Annotated in this window: 11 protein-coding genes, 2 tRNA genes and 1 rRNA gene; 11 read left to right on the top strand and 3 right to left on the bottom strand. The window is 53.2% G+C overall.

Annotated elements, in window-relative coordinates; all coding sequences use genetic code 11:
- From rrf to ACJHYD_RS20690, 3 genes are all read left to right on the top strand, one after another.
- A 5S ribosomal RNA gene (gene rrf / locus ACJHYD_RS20700) occupies nt 1-104 on the top strand; the annotation flags it as partial.
- A gap of 54 nt (nt 105-158) precedes the next feature.
- Nucleotides 159-235: transfer RNA gene (locus tag ACJHYD_RS20695), tRNA-Asp, on the top strand.
- Between the two features lie 8 nt (nt 236-243).
- Nucleotides 244-319, top strand: a tRNA-Trp gene (locus tag ACJHYD_RS20690).
- A gap of 94 nt (nt 320-413) precedes the next feature.
- Here the strand turns inward: ACJHYD_RS20690 and hdfR are convergent.
- On the bottom strand, nt 414-1,253 hold the full coding sequence (gene hdfR, locus ACJHYD_RS20685; protein ID WP_000379230.1) for an HTH-type transcriptional regulator HdfR: 840 nt from the start codon (nt 1,251-1,253) through the stop codon (nt 414-416).
- Between the two features lie 118 nt (nt 1,254-1,371).
- Between hdfR and maoP the strand changes: the two genes are divergently transcribed.
- Nucleotides 1,372-1,710 (top strand): macrodomain Ori organization protein MaoP, encoded by a 339-nt coding sequence (gene maoP, locus ACJHYD_RS20680; protein ID WP_000841001.1) that lies wholly within the window; start codon nt 1,372-1,374, stop codon nt 1,708-1,710.
- Nucleotides 1,711-1,735: 25 nt separating this feature from the next.
- On the opposite strand, the gene ACJHYD_RS20675 is transcribed toward maoP, so the two are convergent.
- Nucleotides 1,736-3,256 carry a YifB family Mg chelatase-like AAA ATPase gene (locus ACJHYD_RS20675; protein ID WP_001551955.1) on the bottom strand — a complete coding sequence of 507 codons (1,521 nt, stop codon included), beginning with the start codon at nt 3,254-3,256 and terminating at the stop codon, nt 1,736-1,738.
- Nucleotides 3,257-3,608: 352 nt separating this feature from the next.
- Here ACJHYD_RS20675 and ilvL point away from each other — a divergent pair, with 352 nt between their 5' ends.
- The 7 genes from ilvL (at nt 3,609) to ilvA (ending at nt 10,164) form a co-directional block, all read left to right on the top strand.
- Complete coding sequence (gene ilvL / locus ACJHYD_RS20670) at nt 3,609-3,707, top strand: ilv operon leader peptide (RefSeq protein WP_001311244.1); 99 nt, start codon at nt 3,609-3,611, stop codon at nt 3,705-3,707.
- Between the two features lie 86 nt (nt 3,708-3,793).
- Nucleotides 3,794-3,844, top strand: coding sequence for a peptide IlvX (ilvX, locus tag ACJHYD_RS20665; RefSeq protein WP_001387183.1), 51 nt, complete (start codon nt 3,794-3,796; stop codon nt 3,842-3,844).
- Nucleotides 3,845-3,846: 2 nt separating this feature from the next.
- Complete coding sequence (gene ilvG, locus ACJHYD_RS20660; protein WP_001551957.1) at nt 3,847-5,493, top strand: acetolactate synthase 2 catalytic subunit; 1,647 nt, start codon at nt 3,847-3,849, stop codon at nt 5,491-5,493.
- Nucleotides 5,490-5,753, top strand: coding sequence for an acetolactate synthase 2 small subunit (gene ilvM, locus ACJHYD_RS20655; RefSeq protein ID WP_000983255.1), 264 nt, complete (start codon nt 5,490-5,492; stop codon nt 5,751-5,753). Before ilvG ends, ilvM begins: the two co-directional genes overlap by 4 nt.
- Before the next feature lie 19 nt (nt 5,754-5,772).
- On the top strand, nt 5,773-6,702 hold the full coding sequence (ilvE, locus tag ACJHYD_RS20650) for a branched-chain-amino-acid transaminase (RefSeq protein WP_000208520.1): 930 nt from the start codon (nt 5,773-5,775) through the stop codon (nt 6,700-6,702).
- 64 nt (nt 6,703-6,766) lie between these two features.
- Nucleotides 6,767-8,617, top strand: a complete 1,851-nt coding sequence (ilvD, locus tag ACJHYD_RS20645; RefSeq protein WP_001551959.1) for a dihydroxy-acid dehydratase — start codon at nt 6,767-6,769, stop codon at nt 8,615-8,617.
- A 2-nt stretch (nt 8,618-8,619) separates the two neighbouring features.
- A complete protein-coding gene (gene ilvA / locus ACJHYD_RS20640; RefSeq protein ID WP_000785613.1) occupies nt 8,620-10,164 on the top strand; it encodes a threonine ammonia-lyase, biosynthetic in 1,545 nt (514 codons plus the stop codon).
- Here ilvA and ilvY read toward each other — a convergent pair.
- Nucleotides 10,161-11,051, bottom strand: coding sequence for an HTH-type transcriptional activator IlvY (gene ilvY / locus ACJHYD_RS20635; protein WP_000365783.1), 891 nt, complete (start codon nt 11,049-11,051; stop codon nt 10,161-10,163). The genes ilvA and ilvY overlap by 4 nt on opposite strands.
- Nucleotides 11,052-11,195: the final 144 nt, after the last annotated feature.

The raw sequence follows: 11,195 nt of genomic DNA, 5'->3' as shown, positions 1-11,195 counted from the left end.
AGCGCGGTGGTCCCACCTGACCCCATGCCGAACTCAGAAGTGAAACGCCGTAGCGCCGATGGTAGTGTGGGGTCTCCCCATGCGAGAGTAGGGAACTGCCAGGCATCAAATTAAGCAGTAAGCCGGTCATAAAACCGGTGGTTGTAAAAGAATTCGGTGGAGCGGTAGTTCAGTCGGTTAGAATACCTGCCTGTCACGCAGGGGGTCGCGGGTTCGAGTCCCGTCCGTTCCGCCACCCTAATTAGGGGCGTAGTTCAATTGGTAGAGCACCGGTCTCCAAAACCGGGTGTTGGGAGTTCGAGTCTCTCCGCCCCTGCCAGAAATCATCCTTAGCGAAAGCTAAGGATTTTTTTTATCTGAAATAACCTCTCCGAAGTAAATCCTTCTACCGGCATCCTTGCCAGCCATTCAGATTAATACACTTCATCCAGCACGTTAATTTTCAATAGATCGCGAATCAACGCATTTTTATCGCTATTTTGCAGCCATATGGCATAAAGCGGCCGTGAAAGTGTTGTGCTATCGACAACGGTATGCAGGCCGCCCTTTTTACGCGCCCAACTGACGGGTAGCCAGGTGCAACCATTAAGCGTCGCAATCTGTTGCTGTGCCAGTTCAGCAGAACTGGTTGTCAGAATGGGAACTTCGTCAGCACCGATCAAACCTGCCTCATGCTGTTGAAAATCTGGCCCCCATTCCAGTCGCAGATAGTTAAGATCTCCCTTTAGTTTGGAAGGGGCACTGGTATAAAGCGCTAAAGTGAAATACCCGAGCAACTGACTGCTAAATTCGTCCATTTTGGGCGCTTCAGTAGTAATAAGAAGATCAAGCTGGCGTTCATGCAGCTGTTTTACCAGAGACTGCCGTTGGGCAATTCGCGCTTCGAACTGTAAGCCTGTATGGGCATCCTGATTTTTATACAAACGTCCCAGCCACTGATTAAGCATACATTCCCACAATGAGGCGCTGGCACCGATAGAAAACTCGTTATGTCGTGAGGTATGCGCCACCTCCTTACGGGCGGCCTGCCAGGTGCTCATGAGCGTTTCTGCATAAGGCAGAAGCTTTTCTCCGGCGGCGGTTAAACGGATATTGTTTCTGTGGCGGGTGAAAAGATTCACACCCAGTTGATTTTCCAGTTGTCTGATTCGAAAGCTCACGGCTGATTGGGTCAGATAGAGCGATTCAGCCGCTCGACCAAAGTGACGCGTTCGGCTAACTTCCAGGAAAGTTTTTAACAATTCCGTATCCACAGTGCTCTCCGCAAAATTATTTGTCGTTATGATTTAAATGTTTTGTTTTACACTCTGTCAAGCGTAACTAATACTCCGCGCCATAACTAGCTCGGTCAAAGAATTAGGAGCGTGCAGGATGGCGGAAAGCTTTACGACGACTAATCGATATTTCGACAATAAACATTATCCACGTGGATTCTCTCGTCATGGTGACTTCACCATCAAAGAGGCACAACTGCTTGAGCGTCATGGTTATGCCTTCAATGAGTTGGATCTTGGCAAACGCGAGCCGGTTACCGAGGAAGAGAAACTCTTCGTAGCAGTATGCCGTGGCGAACGTGAGCCAGTGACAGAAGCAGAACGCGTGTGGTCCAAGTATATGACGCGTATCAAGCGTCCAAAACGTTTTCACACCCTTTCCGGCGGTAAACCGCAGGTTGAAGGTGCTGAAGACTACACCGATTCTGACGATTAATAAAAAGGGCGAAATGCCCTTTTTTTTATGTCAGTAGTTTTTGCAGATGGATGAGCAAACGGTCAATGGCACGATAGCTAACTGCCTCCTGCAAATGCTGACGTGTGATAATGTCGGACTGATCAATATCAGCAATGGTTCGTGCAACTTTCAATAACCGCTGCCAGGCACGAATCGATAACCCCAGATGGATCAGCGTTTCTTCCAACCACTGCGCATCTTCGCTCTCAAGCTTGCAGAATTGGCGTATTTCCGGATTATCCAGCCAGGCGTTCAGTTTATTCTGCCGCTTAAATTGGCGCTTTCTGGCGGCCATTACGCGTTGTTTAACGGTGGCGCTGCTTTCTCCCGGCACTACCGTTTTACTCAAAATGCCGGGTGGCGGTAATGGGATCTCCAGTGAGAGATCGAAGCGGTCGAGAAAGGGACCAGAGAGTCGGTTGAGATAACGCAGCGTTTGCTCTGGTGTGCAGCGGTTATGGTTTCCCTGATAATGTCCGGTAGGGCTGGGATTCATCGCCGCAACAAGTTGGAAACGGGCTGGATAGGTTATTTTTGCTCGTGTGCGTGAAAGATGGATCTGCCCGGATTCAATCGGCTCTCGCAAGGCATCCAGTGTACGCCGTTCAAATTCAGGTAGCTCATCAAGAAAAAGCACGCCGTTATGCGCCAGCGAAATTTCACCTGGCCCTGGAATTGCACCACCGCCCACCATCGCAGTTAACGACGCACTGTGATGAGGTGAGCGGAACGGGCGCTGCCGCCATTGTTTTTGTACTGATTCAGCATTTACCAGACTTAATATCGCAGCGCTCTCCAGTGCCTCTTCATTGCTTAAATCTGGCAACAGGCCATTAATACGGCTGGCGAGCATTGTTTTACCTGTTCCCGGCGGCCCAATCAGTAAAAGGTTGTGCCCGCCAGCGGCGGTAATTTCCAGTCCTCGCTTTCCTTGCTCCTGACCGACAACATCACTGAGATCATGTTGTAGCGCCCGGGATACTGCATCAGTTGGTTTCGGGCGTTCGAGAGCGTGCTTACCCTCCAGAAACGCACAGACAGCCTGCAGATGATCGGCTATCAGGCATCCTTCACCGTTAATTAGCCCCACTTCATCTTCGTTATCTTTCGCGACGATAATTTTTCTGCCCGACTTAATAGCTTCAGTTGCACTGGAGATTGCGCCGGGAACGCCACGCAGAGCGCCTGTAAGCGCCAGTTCTCCGACTAATTCATATTCATCTAATTTATTGGCTGTAAGCTGTTCTGAGGCCGCCAGCAACGCAATGGCGATAGGTAAATCATATCGTCCCCCTTCTTTTGGCAGATCGGCTGGAGCCAGATTGATGGTGATTTTTTTCGCCGGATATTCATATCCGCTATTGATAATGGCGCTGCGCACGCGATCGCGGGCTTCTTTTACCGTTGTTTCTGGTAAGCCCACCATCGTTAAGCCGGGTAGACCTTTACTGATATGTACCTCAACAGTGATTGGGGGCGCATTTACTCCCAGGGCTGCGCGGGTATGAACAATTGACAGTGACATAAGCCCTCCTTGAGTCACCATTATGTGCATAAGATATCGCTGCTGTAGCCCGCTAATTCGTGAATTTTAGTGGCTGATTCCGGTTTATTTGTGTAAGTGAAGTTGAGTTGTTCTGGCGGTGGAATGATGCTCGCAAAAATGCAGCGGGCAAAGGATGAACTACGAGGAAGGGAACAACATTCATACTGAAATTGAATTTTTTTCACTCACTATTTTCTTTTTAAAAAACAACAATTTCTCTTGAAATTATTAAAGACATCATAAAAATAGGCCAAAAAATATCTTGTGCTATTCGCAAAATCTATGGTAACTCTTTAGGCATTCCTTCGAACAAGATGCAAGAAAAGACAAAATGACAGCCCTTCTACGAGTGATTAGCCTGGTCGTGATTAGCGTGGTGGTGATTATTATCCCACCGTGCGGGGCTGCACTTGGACGAGGAAAGGCTTAGAGATCAAGCCTTAACGAACTAAGACCCCCGCACCGAAAGGTCCGGGGGTTTTTTTTGACCTTAAAAACATAACTGAGGAGCAGACAATGAATAACAGCACAAAATTCTGTTTCTCAAGATTCAGGACGGGGAACTAACTATGAATGGCGCACAGTGGGTGGTACATGCGTTGCGGGCACAGGGTGTGAACACCGTTTTCGGTTATCCGGGTGGCGCAATTATGCCGGTTTACGATGCATTGTATGACGGTGGCGTGGAACACTTGCTGTGCCGACACGAGCAAGGTGCAGCAATGGCGGCTATCGGTTATGCCCGTGCTACCGGCAAAACTGGCGTATGTATCGCCACGTCTGGTCCAGGTGCAACCAACCTGATAACCGGGCTTGCGGACGCACTGTTAGATTCCATCCCTGTCGTTGCCATCACCGGTCAGGTGTCTGCACCGTTTATCGGCACTGACGCATTTCAGGAAGTGGATGTACTGGGATTGTCATTAGCCTGTACCAAGCACAGCTTTCTGGTGCAGTCGCTGGAAGAGTTGCCGCGCATCATGGCTGAAGCATTCGACGTTGCCAGCTCAGGTCGTCCTGGTCCGGTTCTGGTCGATATCCCAAAAGATATCCAGTTAGCCAGCGGCGATCTGGAACCGTGGTTCACCACCGTTGAAAACGAAGTGACTTTCCCCCATGCCGAAGTCGAGCAAGCGCGCCAGATGCTGGCAAAAGCGCAAAAACCGATGCTGTACGTTGGCGGTGGCGTTGGCATGGCGCAGGCAGTTCCGGCTTTGCGTGAATTTCTCGCTACCACAAAAATGCCTGTCACCTGCACGCTGAAAGGGCTGGGCGCAGTTGAAGCGGATTATCCGTACTATCTGGGCATGCTGGGAATGCACGGCACCAAAGCGGCGAACTTCGCAGTGCAGGAGTGCGATCTGCTGATCGCCGTGGGTGCACGTTTTGATGACCGGGTGACTGGCAAACTGAACACCTTCGCACCACACGCCAGCGTTATCCATATGGATATCGATCCGGCAGAAATGAACAAGCTGCGTCAGGTACATGTGGCTTTACAGGGTGATTTAAATGCTCTTTTACCAGCATTACAGCAGCCGTTAAATATCAATGACTGGCAGCAATACTGCGCGCAGCTGCGTGATGAACATACCTGGCGTTACGACCATCCCGGTGACGCTATCTACGCGCCGTTGTTGTTAAAACAACTGTCGGATCGAAAACCTGCGGATTGCGTCGTGACCACAGATGTGGGGCAGCACCAGATGTGGGCTGCCCAGCACATCGCCCACACTCGCCCGGAAAATTTCATCACCTCCAGCGGCTTAGGCACCATGGGTTTTGGTTTACCTGCGGCGGTTGGCGCACAAGTCGCGCGACCGAACGATACCGTCGTCTGTATCTCCGGTGACGGCTCTTTCATGATGAATGTGCAAGAGCTGGGCACCGTAAAACGCAAGCAGTTACCGTTGAAAATCGTCTTACTCGATAACCAACGGTTAGGGATGGTTCGACAATGGCAGCAACTGTTTTTCCAGGAACGATACAGCGAAACAACCCTTACTGATAACCCCGATTTCCTCATGTTAGCCAGCGCCTTCGGCATCCCTGGCCAACACATCACCCGTAAAGACCAGGTTGAAGCGGCACTCGACACCATGCTGAACAGTGATGGGCCATACCTGCTTCATGTCTCAATCGACGAACTTGAGAACGTCTGGCCGCTGGTGCCGCCTGGTGCCAGTAATTCAGAAATGTTGGAGAAATTATCATGATGCAACATCAGGTCAATGTATCGGCTCGCTTCAATCCGGAAACCTTAGAACGTGTTTTACGCGTGGTGCGTCATCGTGGTTTCCACGTCTGTTCAATGAATATGGCCGCCGCCAGCGATGCACAAAATATAAATATCGAATTGACCGTTGCCAGCCCACGGTCGGTCGACTTACTGTTTAGTCAGTTAAATAAACTGGTGGACGTCGCACACGTTGCCATCTGCCAGAGCACAACCACATCACAACAAATCCGCGCCTGAGCGCAAAAGGAATATAAAAATGACCACGAAGAAAGCTGATTACATTTGGTTCAATGGGGAGATGGTTCGCTGGGAAGACGCGAAGGTGCATGTGATGTCGCACGCGCTGCACTATGGCACCTCGGTTTTTGAAGGCATCCGTTGCTACGACTCGCACAAAGGACCGGTTGTATTCCGCCATCGTGAGCATATGCAGCGTCTGCATGACTCCGCCAAAATCTATCGCTTCCCGGTTTCGCAGAGCATTGATGAGCTGATGGAAGCTTGTCGTGACGTGATCCGCAAAAACAATCTCACCAGCGCCTATATCCGTCCGCTGATCTTCGTTGGTGATGTTGGCATGGGCGTAAACCCGCCAGCGGGATACTCAACCGATGTGATTATTGCCGCTTTCCCGTGGGGGGCCTATCTGGGTGCAGAAGCGCTGGAGCAGGGGATCGATGCGATGGTTTCCTCCTGGAACCGCGCAGCACCAAACACCATCCCGACGGCGGCAAAAGCCGGTGGTAACTACCTCTCTTCCCTGCTGGTGGGTAGCGAAGCGCGCCGCCACGGTTATCAGGAAGGTATCGCGCTGGATGTGAACGGTTATATCTCTGAAGGCGCAGGCGAAAACCTGTTTGAAGTGAAAGATGGTGTGCTGTTCACCCCACCGTTCACCTCCTCCGCGCTGCCGGGTATTACCCGTGACGCCATCATCAAACTGGCGAAAGAGCTGGGAATTGAAGTGCGTGAGCAGGTGCTGTCGCGCGAATCACTGTACCTGGCGGATGAAGTGTTTATGTCCGGTACTGCGGCAGAAATCACGCCAGTGCGCAGTGTAGACGGTATTCAGGTTGGTGAAGGCCGTTGCGGCCCGGTTACCAAACGCATTCAGCAAGCCTTCTTCGGCCTCTTCACTGGCGAAACCGAAGATAAATGGGGCTGGTTAGATCAAGTTAATCAATAAATACAAAAAATGGGACGGCACGCACCGTCCCATTTACGAGACAGACACTGGGAGTAAATAAAGTATGCCTAAGTACCGTTCCGCCACCACCACTCATGGTCGTAATATGGCGGGTGCTCGTGCGCTGTGGCGCGCCACCGGAATGACCGACGCCGATTTCGGTAAGCCGATTATCGCGGTTGTGAACTCGTTCACCCAATTTGTACCGGGTCACGTCCATCTGCGCGATCTTGGTAAACTGGTCGCCGAACAAATTGAAGCGGCTGGCGGCGTTGCCAAAGAGTTCAACACCATTGCGGTGGATGATGGGATTGCCATGGGCCACGGGGGGATGCTTTATTCACTGCCATCTCGCGAACTGATCGCTGATTCCGTTGAGTATATGGTCAACGCCCACTGCGCCGACGCCATGGTCTGCATCTCTAACTGCGACAAAATCACCCCGGGGATGCTGATGGCTTCCCTGCGCCTGAATATTCCGGTGATCTTTGTTTCCGGCGGCCCGATGGAGGCCGGGAAAACCAAACTGTCCGATCAGATCATCAAGCTCGATCTGGTTGATGCGATGATCCAGGGCGCAGACCCGAAAGTTTCTGACTCCCAGAGCGATCAGGTTGAACGTTCCGCGTGTCCGACCTGCGGCTCCTGCTCCGGGATGTTTACCGCTAACTCAATGAACTGCCTGACCGAAGCGCTGGGCCTGTCGCAGCCGGGCAACGGCTCGCTGCTGGCAACTCACGCCGATCGTAAGCAGCTGTTCCTCAATGCCGGTAAACGCATTGTTGAATTGACCAAACGTTACTACGAGCAAAATGACGAAAGTGCACTGCCGCGCAATATTGCTAGCAAAGCGGCGTTTGAAAACGCCATGACGTTGGATATCGCAATGGGCGGCTCTACCAACACCGTACTTCACCTGCTGGCGGCGGCGCAGGAAGCGGAAATCGACTTCACCATGAGTGATATCGATAAGCTTTCCCGCAAGGTTCCGCAGCTGTGTAAAGTTGCGCCGAGCACCCAAAAATACCATATGGAAGATGTTCACCGGGCTGGTGGTGTTATCGGTATTCTCGGCGAGCTGGATCGTGCGGGATTACTGAACCGTGATGTGAAAAATGTACTTGGCCTGACGTTGCCGCAAACGCTGGAACAATACGACGTTATGCTGACCCAGGATGACGCGGTAAAAAATATGTTCCGCGCTGGCCCGGCGGGCATTCGTACCACCCAGGCATTCTCGCAGGATTGCCGTTGGGATTCTCTCGATGACGATCGCGCAAATGGCTGCATCCGTTCGCTGGAACACGCCTACAGCAAAGACGGCGGCCTTGCGGTGCTGTACGGTAATTTCGCAGAAAACGGCTGCATCGTTAAAACCGCGGGCGTCGATGACAGCATCCTCAAATTCACCGGTCCGGCGAAAGTGTACGAAAGCCAGGACGACGCGGTAGAAGCGATTCTCGGCGGCAAAGTTGTCGCTGGCGATGTGGTGGTGATCCGTTACGAAGGCCCGAAAGGCGGCCCCGGCATGCAGGAAATGCTCTACCCAACCAGCTTCCTGAAATCAATGGGGCTCGGTAAAGCCTGCGCGCTGATCACCGACGGACGCTTCTCCGGCGGCACCTCTGGTCTTTCCATCGGCCACGTCTCGCCGGAAGCGGCAAGCGGCGGCAGCATTGGTCTGATTGAAGACGGCGACATGATTGCCATCGACATTCCGAACCGTGGCATTCAGTTACAGGTAAGCGATGCCGAACTGGTGGCGCGTCGTGAAGCGCAGGAAGCTCGTGGCGACAAAGCCTGGACGCCGAAAAATCGCGAACGTCAGGTCTCCTTTGCGCTGCGTGCCTACGCCAGCCTGGCAACCAGCGCCGACAAAGGTGCGGTGCGCGATAAATCGAAACTGGGGGGTTAATAATGGCTGACTCGCAACCCCTGTCCGGTACCCCGGAAGGTGCCGAATATTTAAGAGCGGTGCTGCGCGCGCCGGTCTACGAAGCGGCGCAGGTCACGCCGCTACAGAAAATGGAAAAACTGTCGTCGCGTCTCGATAACGTGATTCTGGTGAAGCGCGAAGATCGCCAGCCAGTTCATAGCTTTAAGTTGCGCGGCGCATACGCCATGATGGCGGGCCTGACGGAAGAACAAAAAGCGCACGGCGTGATTACCGCTTCTGCAGGTAACCACGCGCAGGGTGTCGCGTTTTCTTCCGCACGGTTAGGCGTGAAGGCGCTGATCGTCATGCCAACCGCCACCGCCGATATCAAAGTTGATGCGGTGCGCGGCTTTGGCGGCGAAGTGCTGCTTCACGGCGCAAATTTCGATGAAGCGAAAGCGAAAGCGATCGAACTGTCACAGCAGCAGGGTTTCACCTGGGTACCGCCGTTCGACCATCCGATGGTGATCGCCGGGCAAGGCACGCTGGCGCTGGAACTGCTCCAGCAGGACGCCCATCTCGACCGCGTATTTGTACCGGTCGGCGGCGGCGGTCTGGCAGCGGGTGTGGCGGTGCTGATCAAACAACTGATGCCGCAAATCAAAGTAATCGCCGTGGAAGCGGAAGATTCCGCCTGCCTGAAAGCGGCGCTGGATGCGGGTCATCCCGTTGATCTGCCCCGCGTGGGACTGTTCGCCGAAGGTGTCGCGGTAAAACGCATCGGCGACGAAACCTTCCGTTTATGCCAGGAGTATCTCGACGACATCATCACCGTCGATAGTGATGCGATCTGTGCGGCGATGAAGGATTTATTCGAAGATGTGCGCGCGGTGGCGGAACCTTCCGGCGCGCTGGCGCTGGCGGGGATGAAAAAATACATCGCCCAGCACAACATTCGCGGTGAACGGCTGGCGCATATTCTTTCCGGTGCCAACGTGAACTTTCACGGTCTGCGCTACGTCTCGGAACGCTGCGAACTGGGCGAACAGCGTGAAGCGTTACTGGCGGTGACCATTCCGGAAGAAAAGGGCAGTTTCCTCAAATTCTGCCAGTTACTTGGTGGGCGCTCGGTCACCGAGTTCAACTACCGCTTTGCTGATGCCAAAAACGCCTGCATTTTTGTCGGCGTGCGCCTGAGCCGCGGTCTCGAAGAGCGCAAAGAAATTTTGCAGATGCTCAACGACGGTGGCTACAGCGTGGTTGATCTCTCCGACGACGAAATGGCGAAGCTACATGTGCGCTATATGGTTGGCGGGCGTCCATCGCATCCGTTGCAGGAACGCCTCTACAGCTTCGAATTCCCGGAATCACCGGGCGCGCTGCTGCGCTTCCTCAACACGCTGGGTACGCACTGGAACATCTCGCTGTTCCATTATCGCAGCCACGGTACCGACTACGGGCGCGTACTGGCGGCGTTCGAGCTTGGCGATCATGAACCGGATTTTGAAACCCGGCTGAATGAACTGGGCTACGATTGCCACGACGAAACCAATAACCCGGCGTTCAGGTTCTTTTTGGCGGGTTAGTGGTTCGGCAAAATCTTCCAGAATGCCTCAATCAGCGGCTCATGCAGCCGCTTTTTTTGCGCACACACGCCTAGCTCAAACGGCGTTTTTTCATCACTGCGCTCTAAAATCATCACGCGGTTACGCACCGGTTCCGGGCTGTTATCCAGCACCACTTCCGGCAACAGCGCCACGCCACAGCCGAGCGCCACCATCGATACCATCGCTTCATGCCCGCCAACCGTGGCGTAAATCATTGGGTTGCTGATTTTGTTACGCCGAAACCACAGTTCAATGCGGCGGCGTACCGGTCCCTGATCGGCCATGATAAACGGCACTGTAGACCAGTCGGGCTTTTCGACAGATACCTGATTACGCACCGGGCAGGGCAGCGCGGGAGCAATCAGCACCACCGCCAGATTCTCCAGCATCGAAAACGCCACTGCGCCGGGTAAGGTTTCCGGTTTCCCCGCAATCGCCAGATCCGCTTCGCCAGTGACCACCTTTTCCATCGCATCGGCCGCATCACCGGTAGTGAGTTTGATCTCCACTGACGGGTGTTCCGCGCGGAAGCGATCCAGAATCGGCGGCAGATGGCTGTAGGCAGCGGTCACCGAGCAGAAGATATGTAATTCGCCAGAGAGCGACGGCCCTTGCTGATCGATGGTGTGACGCAATTGCTGATATTGCAACAGCGTTTGCTGGGCGAAAACGCGCAGTTCTTCGCCCGCTTCCGTCAGCGTTACCGTGCGGTTATCACGCACAAACAGCGGCTGACCGAGATCTTCTTCCAGGCGCTGTATTTGTCGCGAAAGCGTAGACGGGCTAACGTGCATTGCCCGCGCGCTACGGCCAAAATGGCGGCTTTCCGCCAGATGCAGGAAGGTTTTCAGATCGCGTAAATCCAATGGCGCAGCCCTCAATGTTGGCGTTGCAGAAATTGCAATGTGATGTTGTGAATATATCAATTTCCGCAATAAATTTCCTGTCATATAGTGAATTCAATCTCGCAAACGCGAACCGAACAATAAGAAGCACAACATCACGAGGAA

The organism is Escherichia sp. WS1368, assembly GCF_046487485.1.
Taxonomy (GTDB): domain Bacteria; phylum Pseudomonadota; class Gammaproteobacteria; order Enterobacterales; family Enterobacteriaceae; genus Escherichia; species Escherichia coli.
The sequence above is the reverse complement of the archived record's forward strand: the minus strand, read 5'-3'. Positions and strand labels throughout refer to the sequence as shown.